Annotated in this window: 12 protein-coding genes; 2 read left to right on the top strand and 10 right to left on the bottom strand. The window is 49.3% G+C overall.

Features of this window, described 5'->3' with window-relative positions; translation table 11 throughout:
• From J4G02_12255 to J4G02_12210, 10 genes are all read right to left on the bottom strand, one after another.
• Positions 1-3569, bottom strand: a 3569-nt coding sequence (locus J4G02_12255; protein ID MCE2395352.1) for a hypothetical protein, incomplete at its 3' end; no start/stop codon positions are given.
• A gap of 597 nt (positions 3570-4166) precedes the next feature.
• Positions 4167-4928, bottom strand: a complete 762-nt coding sequence (locus J4G02_12250; protein MCE2395351.1) for a hypothetical protein — start codon at positions 4926-4928, stop codon at positions 4167-4169.
• Between the two features lie 69 nt (positions 4929-4997).
• A complete protein-coding gene (locus tag J4G02_12245; protein ID MCE2395350.1) occupies positions 4998-5468 on the bottom strand; it encodes a LysM peptidoglycan-binding domain-containing protein in 471 nt (156 codons plus the stop codon).
• 138 nt (positions 5469-5606) lie between these two features.
• Positions 5607-6785, bottom strand: coding sequence for a neutral/alkaline non-lysosomal ceramidase N-terminal domain-containing protein (locus tag J4G02_12240; GenBank protein ID MCE2395349.1), 1179 nt, complete (start codon positions 6783-6785; stop codon positions 5607-5609).
• Between the two features lie 2 nt (positions 6786-6787).
• Positions 6788-7417, bottom strand: a complete 630-nt coding sequence (locus tag J4G02_12235) for a hypothetical protein (GenBank protein ID MCE2395348.1) — start codon at positions 7415-7417, stop codon at positions 6788-6790.
• 230 nt (positions 7418-7647) lie between these two features.
• Positions 7648-7833 carry a zinc ribbon domain-containing protein gene (locus tag J4G02_12230; GenBank protein MCE2395347.1) on the bottom strand — a complete coding sequence of 62 codons (186 nt, stop codon included), beginning with the start codon at positions 7831-7833 and terminating at the stop codon, positions 7648-7650.
• A 33-nt stretch (positions 7834-7866) separates the two neighbouring features.
• A complete protein-coding gene (locus J4G02_12225; protein ID MCE2395346.1) occupies positions 7867-9657 on the bottom strand; it encodes a M3 family oligoendopeptidase in 1791 nt (596 codons plus the stop codon).
• A gap of 60 nt (positions 9658-9717) precedes the next feature.
• Positions 9718-10440, bottom strand: coding sequence for a protein-L-isoaspartate(D-aspartate) O-methyltransferase (locus J4G02_12220; protein ID MCE2395345.1), 723 nt, complete (start codon positions 10438-10440; stop codon positions 9718-9720).
• A gap of 303 nt (positions 10441-10743) precedes the next feature.
• A complete protein-coding gene (locus J4G02_12215) occupies positions 10744-13242 on the bottom strand; it encodes an SAM-dependent methyltransferase (protein ID MCE2395344.1) in 2499 nt (832 codons plus the stop codon).
• Positions 13243-13630: 388 nt separating this feature from the next.
• Positions 13631-14389 (bottom strand): ester cyclase, encoded by a 759-nt coding sequence (locus tag J4G02_12210; GenBank protein MCE2395343.1) that lies wholly within the window; start codon positions 14387-14389, stop codon positions 13631-13633.
• Positions 14390-15229: 840 nt separating this feature from the next.
• Here J4G02_12210 and J4G02_12205 point away from each other — a divergent pair.
• On the top strand, positions 15230-16636 hold the full coding sequence (locus J4G02_12205; protein MCE2395342.1) for a sulfatase: 1407 nt from the start codon (positions 15230-15232) through the stop codon (positions 16634-16636).
• Positions 16637-16677: 41 nt separating this feature from the next.
• The coding region (locus J4G02_12200; protein ID MCE2395341.1) for a DNA helicase at positions 16678-17009 on the top strand (332 nt) is incomplete at its 3' end.

Genomic DNA, 17009 nt, shown 5'->3' with positions numbered 1-17009 from the left:
GTAGACGAGAACTGCAGCGACGCACCGGTGCTCTCGTGTACCGAGTAACTGCTCTGATCAGCATTGGTTAATTCCAACGCGATCGGTTCCGCGTATGGGGGCCAAAGGAGTTCAGTTTGTTCCGGCTGAACGGAAACCGGCTTGACCTCAAGAGAGGCAACATCTAACGTCACCTCTCCTATGAAATCTCCCAATCCCCAAAGTAAAATCTGATAGGAGGTTTCCGCTTGTAAAGGAATGTAGAACGTCGAAGCTTCGGTGTCATCGACTGTCCCTTCGTACAGTGTGTGTGTGCCCTTCAGCAAAGCAACACCCAATTCGCCCACCCCATTTTCTGTTGGGAGTTGGGAGGTGTTTACAGTAACACCTACGAGAGAACTCGTCCTATCAACCTTGAAGGGAACAGTTAACACTTTTTCCTCAAGATCTTCTTCCACTGTAAACGGTGGGAAATTACGTTTGGGGAGAGTGTGCTGCTCGCGAAACTTCATGTAGACGTGAACGATGTCGTGACGTTGCCCAACAGGGACCAATTTCAGGAGATAACGTCCGGCATCCAATCGCTGGGAAATACGGAAATTCCAATCGTGCGGCATGTCATCATTCCGTGCTAGAAGTCGAATGCCGGTTTCATCCCACAGGCTAGCCTTCACATCGGTTGGACCAAAACTGAAGAGATCGACAACTCCGGGTTCTCCGAGACGGACGGTTAGGTCGGCTGGCAGATCAACGGGCTGTCGTAAGCCGGGGATAAGCTCGGACGTTCCTATTCGTAGGGTGTAGGGCAGCAGGTTATTTTCCTCAGCACTTTTTACCGCAATGTCATACTGCCCCGGTTGGAGGGTGCCTTTCCATGCGCTGCCTCCTGTTATTGTCCTTCCGTCGCTTTCCGCCCCACGGAGGTGAATAACTCCCTCCATTCCACCACTTAAATTGATTGTCACATCAACGGGTGCTGTGATTTCCCTTGTGAATATGTCCGGTGGTCTACCCTCCTCTTCTCGCCACATCATTTTAACTGTTTCGTTGAAAGGAATGGGATGGGGTCCCTTTCCGACGCGTTCCTGTTTCTCAGGCATTCGCGTCAAAGCGGTAATGCGTGTAGATGTGACCGGCAACGGCATGGAGTAATAGTGATAAACCCCCTGATCGAAATGTCGGTGCACTTCTCCTCCACGCTTGGGTACAGTCAAGGGCCACTCCTCTTCATCCTCTAAGCGATAAGTGAGAGACTTACCAAGGCTAAGGGTTTGCAGGTGGTATTGCCCCGGTTCATCAATTGTCAGTGTATATCGGAGGGCAACGTCCGGTTGTAAGTGTGTTTTTTTGACCACACCGACTGTAAGTCCTTCCTCTAGGCGAAGAGATGTCCGACGCAGATGGATCCCTGCCCGCCCACGAGACTGCCCCTGCGTTTGCACGGTGATTTGATACACACCCGGTCTGAGATACTGCTGTACCAAGGCGTTACGACCGATGCCGTTCTGCTTTGCGGTAAACAGTTGGGTGATAAGTGCCGTCCGCACTGTCAACTGGGTTGCTAAACGCCCGCTTGTCTCCAAACGATAAAGACTCGGTTCCTCCACAGTAAGGGTAAAATGCTGCTTCTGTTTGCGCTCAAAGTTGACGTACAACGGTTTCTGTTCGGTGAGCTGCGGAAATGGCTTGGGTTGCTCTAGCTGATCCTTTAGATCGCTCAACGTTAATTCCGAAGGCGGCTCGGCGGGAATTGTCTTTAGGGTAAAGAGCGTTGTTTCTGTCCCTAAGTTTTCTAGGTTTAATTTATGCAAGCCGGGCGACAGGATGGAGTCGGCGTTCAATTTTCGCTCCCCTGCGTTCAAGAGAAAGGGGACCTCTTTGTCCGCTTGAATAACAAGGTTGGACCGTTGTCGCACACTAATAGAAACCAGCACCGATTGCCCCGAGTTAAGGATTACGGGTAGTGGTTCACTTAAATCTATCGGCAACGAGCGAATAACTATTCCCGTGGCAACATTCTGCCGACGATTCAGTTGAAGCGTGTATCGTCCGCGACGTTGAGGTAAGGTGACTTTGGGCAACAATAAACTTTGCTTCCGAGCGGATAGAGGCATCGTCTGGAAATTAGCTGTCTTTGCATCGTTTTGATATAATTTGAATGAGAGAATACCCTTCGATTCATCGGGTCGGATTGTGAGTTTATAGAAGCCTTGAGTCAGTTCAAGGGGTTTGCTCGGCGACTGAAATGGTGGAGATCGGTAGTTTCTAGGACGTTTAACTATAAAGGGTTCTATGCGGTAACGGCCCCTTGCCCCAGATGCCTCGTCCTCCTCAATTATATAGGTTCCAGCATCTTCCAATTTAAGAAACAGACTGGTATCACCCAACAGATTAAATTTCCCTGTGATCAAGGGGGTGTTTAAACCGACTGTCAACACCTGTCCATCCACCGGGGTCTCCTGCTTTGGATGGCTGATAATCCCCGTAACATCAATAGCGTCCTGCCCCTCGGCCGAATGCAGAGAGGAGAGCCAGTAATCTCCGCTGTCTATGGAGAACTCGCGGTCATTGAGAAAATAGGTTAGAACGACCCGGTCGCCGGGATTCCCTTGAACAGAGACCCACTTTGTCCCCATATTCTCTGGTGTTTGAACGACCGCCCAAGGATTACGGGATTCCTTCGTGATAGATGCCTGTGTCCTGCCGCCGTGCCGACTTGTCTTATCCTCCCATTTCTTCACCGATAGCGTTGTCGCTTTTTTATCCGATCGCGAAATCTGGAAAAAGTCAGTGTTCGATGGGACCACGTAAACGTCTCGACCAAAGGAAGAGAGGGTGATAATCTGTCTGCCACTTGATCCCAGTTGACGGTATCCCATACGCAGAGAGAAAGGGTGTTCTCCCGAGTCATCAGCCCACGCCCACGCTGCGCCTCCATAAAACGTGAGCCGGTATACCCCCGGATTCAGATCATGATAAAATTCCACGTAACCTATCGGTTGACCGTTGACCGGCTCATAGGTTGAGAATCTCGGCTTTATATCCTCAAGCCAAACCCCATCGCGCCACAGACGGCAATCTTTGAGGTTTCGTCCTATTGCTTCAAGTCGCAGGATCCGCCGTTTTTTAAGGTGCAGCCAGAAGGACTGCTGTTGCAGATCTTCTAGTGAACTGCTTTCGATTTGGTAAGTATCAAGTGAGAGGAGTTTATCGGACGAACCGATCTCCACAAACGGGTGCACAGTCAGTTTCAGGGTGCCCACACCCTCTTCGTGGGATCGCAATCGAATTTTATAAGTTCCCTTATCTAGTAGCAGATCAAGTCGCCCGTCCTGTTCACCAGCACTCCCCGCAGCAGCGAAGGTCCCCGCCATCCGGTCTATGATTTCGATTTCCGTGCCTTGATCGCTTTGGGCTTGTAAACTATAGCGCCCCGGAACGCTGATATGAAGCAGTGTTTCGTTCCGCCTATGGGCATCAAATTCGGTTTGCTCTAGACGTGGCAATTCTCCCTTTCCAAAGACCGAAGTGGAAAGGGTTACGCTGACAAAAACGAGCCATAGTGTTCTTATCCAAGTTTTCCCTATCATGTCGTTTCTCCAATTGATTGTGAGTCGTATAAAAGTTGCCAGTTCTTCCAGAGAAACCATAGGAGCAATTCTTGTGCCTATCCGTCAAAAATTGAGAGCAAAAAGAGCGATATTGATAATTTTACCACATTCTTTTCTATCTTTGCACCCTAGTTTTAGCCTGAGTCGATTGGTTTTATTTTTTTTAGGATAAGTGGTTACAAATCAGTTACGCTGCTTATCCCACGTTAAATTATAGTGGACCTTAGAATTAATGAGACACTCCAAACCGGTGCGGTTTGCAACCGCACCTACCGGGGGGCGAAAGTGTCTATTTATTTTTTGAATTCACTATAAACCGTAACGACAGGTAGCTCAACGGAAAGGCGGGTTTGCTTGGTGTGGTAAGAAGGTAGGTATAGAAAGACGACATTGCCGTTTTGCTTTCAACAAAATACCGGCAAAGAGTGGTTCACTAGGGACATCAAGGTGAAAGGGGTGGAACACTGGGGTTTGAGGAGGTTCTATTCACAAATCGGAGAGGGCATATCACGCGGAGCAGGAAACCGGGCTTGTGGCACCCAATCTGTTTCTATCTGCGGGTTTCTGATTTTCTGTTTACCGCTTTTTCAACGCACCCCACGTCGCTGCTAGTTTCTCTTTTGGGTGCACAGCGACCTCGATTCCACCAATAGTTATGTCGTAGTCGATAAGTTCAAACTTAACATTATTGCTGTTGAGGGCTTGCACTAAACCGACATCCGGAGCGAGCCACATGGTGCTGCTGGTTGAAGGAAATGTAGCGAGGGCTGGTGATAATTGAGTTTGAAGCTGCTGCTCAATTCTCAAACAGTCTTGGAAGGTTCCCGCCGGCACGGTGACATCTTCGATAGCGGCAACCTTGGCGGTGTTAGTCGCTTCTATTTTTATTGCTAGCCCAAGAAGCGAGGCTGTGGCTTCGCCGGATACCGTCCATTCTGACCCCACTCCAATTGGGAGGGGTAGGAAGGTTTCAGGCGGGGAATAGTCAATTGTAATTTGACCGAGAATTGCGACTGATGCGATGGCACGGACTATTAAAACCCCGTGTGGTTCGGTCTTAATAAAAAATTTATTGGGGGTGTTACTTGTCGGATTTGAAATGGGATACGTCCCATCCGAAATGACTTTTAGCGATTCAGTACCGATGGTTTCGGGTCCCTCAATTGTAACAACTCTCTCGTCAATCCCGTCGGTGCTATGTAGGATCCAAGTATTCCCGAAGTCGTCTGGATAATAGTTCTGTGCCTGACTGTCTGAAACCGAGCCGCACACAATTACAGTTGATAAAAGGAAGATAAAACAGTAATGATAACCGGCTGTAAGAAATCTATCTTTCATGATGTATAATCTTTTTTATGTTTCAATCGTAGAAATCCATAGCCGACCATCCGTCATCACACTCTGTTGTTATGGACTTACTTGCATATTTATATGTCGGTGGGGGATTTCAATTCTTTGTCCGGGGCGAATCAGGTTTGGGTTTTTCAGTTTGTTATAGGCTAGCAAAGCACGCAGGTCAAGATTGTGTCTTCTTGAAATTTTCCAGAGGGTATCTCCCTTGTGCACATAGTAGACTTCTACTGAGCCGGCGGAGATATTCTCAGGATGCGAGGAGAATTGTGATGACTTGTTGGATTCCTCGGTTTTCGCTTCGCTGAACTGATCCTCGTGTGATATTGCTTCAGTTGCTTGTTCACTGTAAGTAACACTGTTTGATTCCAATAAATTTGTGAGATCTATTTGTGTGAGTTCTGTTGGTGTGAGTTCTTCTAACTGCGTTCTTGCGGTCGCAGAATCATCACGCAATTTAGCCAATAATACTATATTTAGCACAAAAATCACAGCGGTCCATATTAACAGCTGTTTGCGAGCGTACATGAGACCCTCCTTTGGACGAATAAAATATTGAGTACAAAGGAAATAACGTCAATAACTACGCGATTGATTCATGAAATTTATAATTGAAAGTCTTTGAAATAGTGGTGGTTCTTAATCCGTAAAATTTTTACATTGAACTTACCTCGTTGGATTCAATAATTCCACTGCTGCATCAGCAATCTGTTCGCCGCAGCCGGGACGAAAACGGGAGGAATTGGATTCATACCCACCCTGTTTGTAGGCAATCTTGACCGGAATATAGCCGATACTTCCGTTGGTCATGCTCATAACGAACAGGTTTTCCCGCTGCGCTCGGTTCACAATGTCAAAGCCGATCTCGACGAAAATCTCGCCCGGCAGTCCGATGAAATAGATGGATCCAACCGCGATACATTGTAGGTCAATCTCCTCGGTTGTTTTTCCATCAATTGCTTCTTTCAGTTCTAGGGAGTGTTTTTGGTGCACCACCCGTATCTTCGCTTCAGCCGAGGTCTTTATCCATTGTAGAACCTTTATCACTTCGCCTCCGATGGTTCTGCCAATCATACGCGGATACTCACCTTCACGCTGAATAGGAACAATATTGCCTGCACAACCTAGTCCAAACAGGCATATTCCACCCTCTCCTGTTTCGACCATCTCCATAGCATACCCCGGATAGTCCGCGCTAATTGTGTACATCCGATCCGTTGTGGTAACAGGGTGGCAAGCGAAATGGATAAGAGAAGCCGCCAGTTCCCCCGTTACGCTATCAACGCGGAGGACTCTCACCATCGAATCATAGGGGCCAAACGTTAAACCTGAATCGGGATCAGGGAGGCGATAGCTGGTTTGTGCGCTCCCATCTGGGCGAATCGTGTGCCGATTATAGCAGACCTGATCCGCGATACCCTTTCCGGCGCCAACCCGTGCCGGCTGAAGCTGCTGCTGGGCAAGTTGCGTTACTGTCGTTAGCTGCTGCACAAGTATATCAACGTAAACGCGGTTCTTGGGATTACTGGGGGTGGTAGCGCGTGATGTACGGACTTCAGGACCGAAATGCGTGTGGGAGCAACTAATCATCACGTTGTCCGCCGGAATCCCTATCGTCTCCTCAATTGTTTGACGAACATGATCAACAAAGATCGCTTCTACACCGATTAAATCATTGGTGATGATTGCAGCTTTTGTGTTTCCATCGTCAAATACGATGGCTTTCGCGTAGAGCGCATCGGCGATTGTTTCGCTGCCATCGTCTCGCCCCGAATATCCTGCCATGTCGCAGCCGAGCGGCGGCGTGATATCAATCTTGGCAGCACCAACTCTTAAGTTTCCCATACTCAATCCTCATCCGCTGCTGCAGTCTTGACCAGAACACCGCTCGCAATCAAGAAAGCGAGTGCCCGCAGGACAACATGGAGTTGAATGCCGAGTTGGGGAATCCACATCCCAATTGGAAACGCGAGAACGGCGATTAAGAAGATGTACCCTGCCAACCGGTTCCAGCCACCAATGAGCGTGAGACCGTAGCATAAAGCGGTGAGCGCAGCAAAGAAGGTTCCAGTCATCAACAGTGCTTCCGCGAACTCCTCCGATACTTGGTAAATTGCCATTGCATGGGTCGGATGATCTGCGTGCAACTCACCCAAGGTGCGCAGTGGAGCAGTTTGAGAGAGGTGCCCAACCATCTCCAAGACCAACCACATCGTCGCGAAACCCAGTCCGAGGTAACTGCGTGTCGTCGCGACAGCGTGGAGTGATACGAACAACGCGATGACTGTCGGCACAATTAGGATGAGACTTACCACGCTTAATCCGTGCGTCACTCCCACTAACTTCAACGCCGGTGTCCCCATCGCAGCGTCTTGGAGACGCATCACGACTATATAACTTGATACGAGCATCAATGCGCCACTCAGAAAACCAGCGACGCCACCGATTAGATTCAGTCCAACAGGTTTATGGTTCATGGGAGATTCTCCTTGTCCAGATCAGGATCCGCTGTGTAAATGGGTGAGCCAATTTCAACTATTGTAACACAAGTTGCCGTAAAGTAGTAGGCATACCCCGTATGCCGTAACTCCTATGCTTTACATTACGTTTCACGATTCAGACAGACACCGGAACAACAGGTAACGATTCGTGCTATGTTATATTTTTCATAAATCCCTTCGGACTAACTGTCCATTCCGGGGATCGCTCACGTCGAGCCAGTGTCGCACGCTGCAGCTTTCCCATTTCCAACCGATGCAAAGCTAGAAAAAACCTTCATCGGTTTTTCCGCACCACAATCGGGACATACAAGTTCACTGTTATCCGCGTTGATCGATTGCAGTATCTCAAATTTGGATTCGCATGTCTTGCACTGATACTCATAAATTGGCATTGTCTTTCCTCCAAATGGATTGGGTTGTAAATGTTACTTCATTGTTTCCGCTAATGTCTTTGCCTGTTCCACCTTTTCACGGATTAAATCGCAGCCACCCTGCCAAAAGTCAGGCGAAGCGATATCAATCCCCATCTCAGTGACCAATTGGATGGGCGTCGCAGAGCAACCGGCGCTCAACAGATCGAAGTAGCGAGGCACGAACGCCTCGCCGTCGCGTTGATACTGGGCATAGAGAGACAGCACCAGCAACTCGCCGAAGGAATAGGCATAAACGTAAAACGACAGTTGGAATACGTGCGGGATATAGAGCCACCACCACTGATGGTCTTCACCCAACGTTAGCGAGTCTCCAAACATTTCCTGCATCATCCGCTGCCAGAGTTCACAATAAGCTTCTGTCGTCTGTTCACCCTTTTCACGGCGCAGACGGTGTGCTTCCTGCTCGAAGCGATACATAGCGATCTGACGAAATACGGTAGCAAAGATGTCTTCTATTTTACCACATAGCAGTGCCAAACGCTCCTCTGTCGATTCTAACGTCGACTGCAATTGGTCAAACACCAGCATCTCTCCGAAGGTACTCGCGGTTTCCGCCAGTGGTAAGACAGGGTGATAGTTGAGTAAGTTCTGTTTACTAGCGAGTACATCGTGAATGCCGTGGCCTAACTCATGTGCTAGCGTCATCACATCACGCGGTTTACCGGTGTAGTTCATAAAGACATAGGGGTGCAAATCAGGCGTAACCCCTGCGCAATATGCGCCACCCCGTTTCCCCGCACGGAGTTCAGCGTCAATCCAGCGTTTGCTAAAGAACGGCTCTGTTATTTCCGCCAACTGCGGTGAAAACCGACCGAAGGCATCCATCACCATACCTTGTGCCTCATCGAACGGGATGTTACCGCGATCGCCAAGCAGGGGAGCGTACCGATCGTAGTGCGTCAACTCATCCAACCCCAACAACTGCCGCTTGAGATGATAATAATCGGCAGCGATATCGTAGTTGGCTACACACACATCCGATACAGTGTTGACCACCGCCTCGTCCATCTCGTTGGCAAGATGCCGTGCTGCTTCGGGTGATGAGTGCTCTCGCAAACCGTCCAGAATCTGCTTTTCGTGGAGGAGGGTATTGAAGATGAAAGTCAACACATGAGCATCCCGCTTGAGCGTATCTGTCAAGGCGGCAGCGGCGGCTTTACGCGTTTCGCGATCTGGGTTGTAAAAATTCACTAACAACTCGCTTTGTGTCAATTCTTCGTCATCCATGCGAAAAGTCTGCCGTGACGTTATTTCAGTAAACAACCGTCCAAAAGCACGTCCCCTTGTATTGGCTGTCTCCTCCAAAATCTTCTCTTCTGCTTCGCTCAAGTGGTGTGCTGCCAGTGCGCGTTCATGTTCGAGATAGTGACGGTAAGGTGCGAGTTGCGGATCAGCGATGATCGCGTCAAAAGTTTCTTGCGGAATCTTGCCGATTTCAAGGTCAAAGAAAATCAGATGGGTTGCCGCCGCTGAACCGACTTCACGTGTCCTCTGTAGCAACGCACCCCGTTGAGCGTCCGCAGTATCCGTCGAAAACAGCAGATTGGCATAAGACCCCGGCTTATACTGCGCTGTCATCAAGGCTTCATAATCGTTGAGCGCGCTGCATAGCAGGTCAGCGGTCACATCTGGTGAAGCGATGCGTCCCTTGTACGTCTCCTCGAACTGTGCCGCCTGATCGACCATCGAATTGAGGTCGGTATCTAACCGCGAATCGTCAACGCTATCGTATAGATCCGACAAGTCCCATGTCGGTAAACCGTTCCTGTTTTCAGTGCTCACCATATTCTCCTCAACATCTTCAAAAGGACCAGCGCGTAGGGCTAGATCACTCAAGATAGATTAATGCTTCCCAGTTAACGGGACAAAACTAACAGGCATCACCTGTCTCGTCATAACTGAACCCGATTCTGTTTTTTGTACAAGTGTCAGGTTCTGCACTTGAAAACGTCCGCCTACTGGAATACACAATTTTCCCCCCGGTTTCAGTTGATGTATTAACATCGGCGGAATATGATCCGGCGCAGCGGTGACAATGATTGCGTCGTAAGGCGCGTGTTCCTCCCAGCCGAAGTAACCATCACCGATTTTCACCGTCACGTTTTTATAGTCGAGCCGTTTCAGTCGTTTCTCGGCGCTTTCGCCAAGTTGCTTGATAATTTCGATTGTATAAACATGATCGACCAATTCCGCTAACACCGCCGCCTGATACCCCGAACCGGTGCCCACTTCGAGGACTTTGTACTCTTTTTTAGGGTCAAGTAGCTCTGTCATATACGCAACGATATACGGCTGCGAAATTGTCTGATCATATCCAATCGGGAGTGGCATATCAATATATGCTTGAGATTTCAGATGGGCAGGGACAAATTCATGACGGAGTACACGCCGCATCGCTTCCAAAACAAGTTTATTCTTGACACCGATTCGACCATCGGTGATCCCCTCTGCGTCGATCTGGCGTTTGACCATCCACTTACGATCGCTATCGAAATCACCAACGCTGTGTGGAGGTATAGCGATTAACAAGAGAAATGTGGCGAGAATAAAAAAAGACTGTTGCATGATGTGTCTCCTTATGGAAAATTGCTAACCTGTTTGCAACAGAAAAATTATGAGGCTTTTAAGTGTTGCCATTTGATCGAAACCGGATAAACCTTGAAGTCACAGATAGCGTATTGAAACACCATGATTTTTGACATACTAGTAGATTTCAGAATTAACTAGACACCGTAGCGCAACTGTTAGTTTGCGGCTTGAGATCACAATCTAACAGATTGCGGTACAAAAAACTATCTACTTTTAATGTCTGCTTATCTTTAGAATTCACTATAAACGGGTATGCTTCGTTAGTGCTTGCTAGAGAGGCTAGGGTGCGGTCTCCTCAACTCTCCAGAGATGGACGCATCCACCGATGAGGTAGATTCCGACCGCTAGAAGAATCACGATATTAAAGCCGAACGCAATCGCAAGACAGGTCGCCAGAATCGCGCTTACCACAGACGCAAAGCCGTTAATGCCCCATGCCCAAGCGATAAGATGCGGATGGTGTCTCTGCAACCAGTCTATACCGAGCGGGAAGGGCATTCCCATGAAAAACGCTAAGGGTGCAATCAGTCCAATCGATACCACAATCTTCAGAGTATCGGAACTTGCGAGAAAGCGGTGGAAAATCGGAGGAAGCAGTTGCAAGTAAATAAGCGCGAGGACCGATAATATGCCGATTGCTACGACGATCGGATAGCGCTGTAACCTCCCTGCTTTCAACTTCATCGAGAAAAGGCTGCCTAGACCCGCAAAGAGGAGGAACGCACAAAGCACAACCGCAACCGCATACGTTGGGTTCGCAAGCAACAGGAGAAACTTCTGGATGAATGACATCTCGATAAACATGAATCCAGCCCCCAAACTCAGAAAATAGATGAATACCCGCCAAGTCTCGGACTCGCGGAACGGAGTGGCGAAACGCGACCTGTGTGCCGTGGGAGCGATGGCTTCCCGCTTCAAGAAAAAGAGTGGTATCAGAATCAAGACTAGCCCTGCCAGCACCGCTTGGATCAACGTTGCAATCAAGAGCAGATAGCCCCATTCGATGAACGGGATAGCGCTTCTACCGACCGTCCGAACCATGTGAACTAGTGCATCAAAACGCAAGAATTGAAAGAAATATGGGCGATTATCAGTTGTCGGGCGGATATTGAAGGGATAACCTTCGTAAAATTGTTTTCGATCGTTGGACAGAATTGCTTGAGCTGCCCGAAAGTAAATCGGCTCCGTCAATTGGTTGTAGCGATTCGCTGCTGCCTCCTGCATTTGGGGATAGTACGCTACATCGAAAGAACGCTCACGACAAAAATCCTGAATTGCCCCCCGATCTGCTGTGTCGAATGCCCCTTTCTTTATTAACAACGTACCGGTCCGCCAACCGCGGATCATCGCCAACTGTTGAGCGGGAACCGTGCCATCACTCTGTTCCAACGCCTCAACTGCTGTTGCGAACAACCGAATCATATCACGCGGCGGAGTTTTCAGCCAGCGCGTAATTGAGATAATACCCCCAGGCGTCAGATGTTGATACAGGTCCGTGAACGCCTCAGCTGTGTAAAGATAGCTCTCGCTCAGGGCATGAGTGCCTGCGGCAGATGCACTCACGGAATCGAGCAGTGCGATCTGGATAAGATTGTACCGCTTTGTTGTACCCCTCACAAATCCACGCGCCTCTGCGACGTGAACCTGCACCGGATAGGGTGAATCTGGCGCGTAGATACCTCCTGCGAAATCTTTGTGTTCTATCGCTACTAGTTCAAGTACTTGTGGATTGAGCTCTACCGCATCAACCGATACCGCGCCGTGATACAGAGCGTTGAGGACATCCCCGCCGCCACCAGCACCCAAGACCAGCACACGGGGCGTTTCGATTAGGTGATATGCCAACGCCGACGTTGTATCCCCAAGATAACCTAACTTTGATAGGTCACCTCTGAAATCGGTTATCGCCGTCATTCCATCGGCATCAGTGAATACACCCAACTGTGGCTGCACCGGTTGTTGTGCATTTAAACTCAACCCCGGCACGGCGCGAATTAATTCGCTGCGAACCACATGCAGCACACCAAAGGGACTGTGCCGCTCATTCAGAATCTGTGCATCCGGGAAATTGAGGGTGCTACTCAACCCTTTGTAGGGTGAGATCTTGATTGAGATAGGGTTGAACAACAGGTAGCCGATAAACGCAGCAGCAAGTCCAGTTATCCAAACTATTCGCCGCCACTTCTGCGTTTGCCAACTTTCCCAATTGGCAATCAGCACCGCACAAAACCCAACTGCTGAGATGAGAGTCAGGTTGTGTGCCGGGGGAATCAGGTACATCGTAACAATGATACCTAACGCCCCAATACCGGAACCGAAAAGATCAAAAAAGTAGAGGCGATTAACATTTTCCGCAAATCGGAGTAGCGCCAGACCAATACAGGCTGCTCCGAAGAAAAACGGGAACGACAGAATGAGATACAGCACAAAAAGCGACAGCGCTTGACTCGGCTGCCAAACCAGCATCAGTGGGTTAAACGGTACATATTGATGCAGCACAAAACAGCCAACGACGCTGATCGAATAGAGCAGTCCACAAACCATATACGCGTTGTGAAAGCGTCGTTCTGCTTCGTCGGATGTCCACCGATTCCCCATCAACCAACGTTGCGTAAGCGAAATCGCTGTCCCACTCGCGCCAAATCCAAGCAGTGCGAGGCTGATGATCATGTGCGCGAAATGATGCCATTGCGCTATTGAAAACAGTCGTACCAGCGTAATCTCATAAGCGATGATTGAACCGGCTAGCAGCGCAACAGAGAGGAAATAGGGATTCATCGTCACATGGATTTACCTACGGCATTTCTCGGAGCAGTTGTTTGGTTACGACCTCAAATCGCGCACGTGTCGCATGCTGTAGTTGGGGGAACCAGAGAGCCGGATCCGATGGCTTGTCTGTCCATTCTGCTGACCCGCTATACAATACATAGACATCCCACGCGGTTTCGTTTAAGCGGAGCAGATCCTTCCAAAGGTCGCCAGTAGCTTTGTTGCTATCCCAATAATGTGTAAATCTTTCGTGAGTAAACTCATTAGCGCGTCTCTCTGCCGAGACCCGATTATCGCTATTAAGGATCGGTTGCCAGATAAGATAAGCCCGCAGTCGTTCATCCCCAACCCTTTCAAATAGTTTTATTATTTCGGAGACCCCCCGACGACATTTCGGTCAGCCGGGAGAAAGCAGCGCGACTACGCGAACATAACCTGTGTCTGCTTGGAAGTGATGCATCAACTGATCCAGATGCACAAGTTCCGTTACAGGCTGCCGATCGCTCTTGAAAACATCTTTCTTCTTTTCAGCAGTCTTGCTCATCTCAGTAATCAGGGGCTTACGTTCCTTTTGGTCTAACACACCGAGTAGTGTGTATTGCCACGCCATCGGAATGAAGACATCTATCTGTTGCATAAGCGTGAGGCCATCGAGTGTCCCCCAGCGTTCCGCAACAACTCCATCGGCAACCCGAAAGATGTCGAATCCTGACACCGTTACCGGCTTGCCGGTTGGATCAACCCCCATAAAACTATTTTTGTGCGTACCCTGCATGGTGGTACGAGTCACCACCTGATCTCCGTTGACAATCATCTGCTCAACTGTGAAACGCAGGTCGGGAAAGGCGAAGCGCAACGCTCTTACGGTCTGTTTGAAGCCTTCTATGCCAGATTTACCACCTGCACCGATTGGGTTATGATCGATATATTCAGCAGCAATTAGCGTATCTGCTTGCTCTAGCTTGCCTTTGTTAAAGACCTCCTCGTAGATGCGAGATACGGTCGAGTAGGCGCGAGAAATTGTCGCTTTGTCCCCTGTCATTTTGAGGGATGCTTCCTGTGCAGTTGAGGTGCCAATCAACAAGCAAACACCAATCAAGAGCACTCCCACTATTGAGAGGTAGGTCAGTTTTCTTACTGTTAAAGATTGTTTCATAGTTATACTCCTATCTATTTCGATTCTGACCGATTTTGTTATTAGGTTCTCCAATTATACCAATTCGATTTGCAATGTCAATGGGAAAATGTAGACCCGACCTTCTTTTTCTTTGAGTCTGGTAGGTCAGGCTTCCCTATCACGTAGGTTGAGTTGAACGCTTAAACGGCAATCCCTATCAAGTACAAGAGAGGTTGGATTGTTCAACAACACCTGCTTATAGACAGATAGAGTGAAACCCACACAAAGTTTTTCATCGGGACGTCTCCTTTACAAAAAATTATTCCCTAAAGGTGGCCTTTTGTACCGCAAACTGTTAGATTGTGATCCCCGTCCGCAAACTAACAGTTCGCGTTACTTATGTCAACCCAAGTTGCTAGATGGCTGTAAGTCGAGTTTCCATACTCGACGCCTACTAGAAATAACCAAATTTACGACACATGTGTCGCCCGCCCCGACCTACGGAGAGAGGATATTGTTGGGTTTCACAGTTTCCCGTTCAACCCAACCTACGTGCTGCCAAATGTCAGCACGCCCTAGCAATTGGCGTTATGTCAGATTCCCCGATGCTTATAGCGTTTGCCGAATCAGCAGCCTCAAAATGTCAAGACGCCCTAGCTATTGAAAATCCATCAGAACCTGTAGGTCGAGATTCACATCTCGACACTGTGTTCGTGGAGTTACGACACACGGCGTGTGCTTACTACTTTGAATGTCTGCCCAAAAATTCCTTGACTTGCTCTCCTACCGCTACTATAATCTGCATATCTCGCGTGTGCTGTATAAGTAGGATAGGCACGCTTTACGCAGTCCACCCACCTCACAGAAGGAGTTTGCCGAATGAACACTATTGTCATCTGCTGTGATACGCTTCGAGCAGATGTTGTAGATCACACTTGGGAAGATCATGTTGATACCCCACATCTTGATCAATTGCGGAAAACCAGCACGGTGTTCAATAACGCTTGGGGTGAAGGCGAACCAACCATCCCGATGCGGCGCGGTTTCTTTACGGGTATGCGGTCCTATCCGTGGCGTTTCCATGTTGATGACCGTGGTTCTGTCCCAAACATATACGGTTGGCACGCCATCCCGACAGCACAGACGACACTAGCAGAGCACCTATTGCTCAACGGTGTGGCGACGGGGTTGGTTGCCGATGTCTATCACATGTTCAAGCCGACGATGAATTTTACACGCGGCTTTATGAGCTACGATTATATCCGCGGACAGGAATCGGATCGAGTGCACAGCGGACCCCTCTCCTCGATCAATATGAGTCCCTACCTGCCTGACGAAATCGCCAATCCGACAGACCGCCCCGGTATCGCACAATATCTGCTGAACATGCAGGATCGACGCGGGGAGGAGGACTACCTCGCACCGCGTGTTTTTCGCAGTGCGGCGCGATGGATACAGGACAACTACGAAAATCAGCCATTCTTCCTCTGGATCGATAGCTTCACACCGCACGAATGCTGGGATCCGCCGATGCACTTCGCCGATCGGTATTTCAAAGCAGAAGGCGTGAAGGATTATATCTATCCGCAGATGGTGCAGAATTATAAAGCTTTGACGGACGACGAGATACGCCGCACGAAAGCCCTCTACTACGGCTATGTTACCTTTGTCGATAAGTGGATCGGCTACCTGCTGAGTGTCCTCACCGATCTGGAGTTGTGGGATGACACGGTGATCTGCTTTGTCTCGGATCACGGCACCGAGTTGATGGACCATACACAGTTCGGCAAGACCGCAGACGCAATGCACCCGTATAACTGTCGGCTCAATTTCTGGATCCGCCACCCGGATCCCGCATACCACGGCAAGACAATCGACGCGTACGCCCAGAATATCGATCTAATGCCGACAATCCTGTCCATCTTCGGTGTTGAGAGTGAAGCGGTTGATGGCTATAATCTCCTGCCCGTTATGTCTGGTGCACAAGAGGGACAGCGCGATCACGTCATCACCGGTTGGGCGACGACCGCTGGAATCCGCACGCCCGAATGGCTCCTTATGCTTGAGACGGTGAATGCAGATACCGATCCACGCCTATTCCATTCAGTCAGCGATCCGAAGGAGGAGCATAACGTCGCTGCTGCTCACCTCGAAGTTGTCAATCAGTTGCAAGGGAAATTGGAAGATTTAATCGGGGACTCACTGCCGACTACCTATACCCATCAGCCAACGATGGAACATAACGCGACATTTGCTCAATGGGCACAAAGCAACTTGATACGATGAAGCCCCTGTAGGTCGAGATTCACATCTCGACAATCTTTCCCATGAAAACTCTCAATCTCAAACCCTCCCACAAACCGGTCAAAGCCTACTACGAATCCCTTGAACGTTTCGAGTCAATCGGCGTCTCCCACGAAACCGCTGTCCGATCGGCGTTCCAAACCCTACTCGAATACTGCGGGAAGCAATTTAGCTGGATCCTCGTGCCTGAGCACTCAATGAGGGGGGGTAAAAGCAGGCGGATTATCGTTGACGGCGCGTTAATCGACAACTTCCAACTACCCCACGGCTATTGGGAGGCAAAGGACATCCACGACGACCTGCCGACCGAAGTGCTCCGCAAGTTTGAAAAAGGCTACCCCCGCGACAACATCCT

Source organism: Candidatus Poribacteria bacterium, from assembly GCA_021295755.1.
Lineage (GTDB): Bacteria > Poribacteria > WGA-4E > WGA-4E > PCPOR2b > PCPOR2b.
The sequence above is the reverse complement of the archived record's forward strand: the minus strand, read 5'-3'. Positions and strand labels throughout refer to the sequence as shown.

Bases quoted from the DNA above. Each gene is read 5' to 3' on its own strand.
- J4G02_12250 (MCE2395351.1), bottom strand. From the start codon at position 4,928: ATGAAAGATAGATTTCTTACAGCCGGTTATCATTACTGTTTTATCTTC.
- J4G02_12245 (MCE2395350.1), bottom strand. From the start codon at position 5,468: ATGTACGCTCGCAAACAGCTGTTAATATGGACCGCTGTGATTTTTGTG.
- J4G02_12240 (MCE2395349.1), bottom strand. From the start codon at position 6,785: ATGGGAAACTTAAGAGTTGGTGCTGCCAAGATTGATATCACGCCGCCG.
- J4G02_12235 (MCE2395348.1), bottom strand. From the start codon at position 7,417: ATGAACCATAAACCTGTTGGACTGAATCTAATCGGTGGCGTCGCTGGT.
- J4G02_12230 (MCE2395347.1), bottom strand. From the start codon at position 7,833: ATGCCAATTTATGAGTATCAGTGCAAGACATGCGAATCCAAATTTGAG.
- J4G02_12220 (MCE2395345.1), bottom strand. From the start codon at position 10,440: ATGCAACAGTCTTTTTTTATTCTCGCCACATTTCTCTTGTTAATCGCT.
- J4G02_12215 (MCE2395344.1), bottom strand. From the start codon at position 13,242: ATGAATCCCTATTTCCTCTCTGTTGCGCTGCTAGCCGGTTCAATCATC.
- J4G02_12210 (MCE2395343.1), bottom strand. From the start codon at position 14,389: ATGAAACAATCTTTAACAGTAAGAAAACTGACCTACCTCTCAATAGTG.
- J4G02_12205 (MCE2395342.1), top strand. From the start codon at position 15,230: ATGAACACTATTGTCATCTGCTGTGATACGCTTCGAGCAGATGTTGTA.